1 pseudogene is annotated in these 203 nt (G+C 61.1%); it reads right to left on the bottom strand.

What is annotated here, in order from left to right:
* Nucleotides 1–203 (bottom strand): annotated as a pseudogene (locus tag F1735_RS35430) (IS5/IS1182 family transposase); the annotation flags it as partial.

Here is a 203-nt window from a genome sequence, read left to right as displayed (position 1 = left end):
CGAACTTCATCGGCAGGCGCGAAGTGTTCCTTCTCGCCGCCACGCGGATTATGGTCGATCAGGGGGACGTGTCCCAGTGCGCGGCAGTGGTCGTGCAACTCTTTGCTGCAGTAGGCAGCATCCATCACATCGTACAAATTGGTGACCCGTTGCTTCGTGATGTGCGACAGCGGCACGGCGGCGCGGCTGTCATGCATCGACGC

It is taken from the genome of Massilia genomosp. 1, from assembly GCF_011682185.1.
Classification (GTDB): Bacteria; Pseudomonadota; Gammaproteobacteria; order Burkholderiales; family Burkholderiaceae_D; genus Telluria_A; species Telluria_A rubra.
The sequence above is the reverse complement of the archived record's forward strand: the minus strand, read 5'-3'. Positions and strand labels throughout refer to the sequence as shown.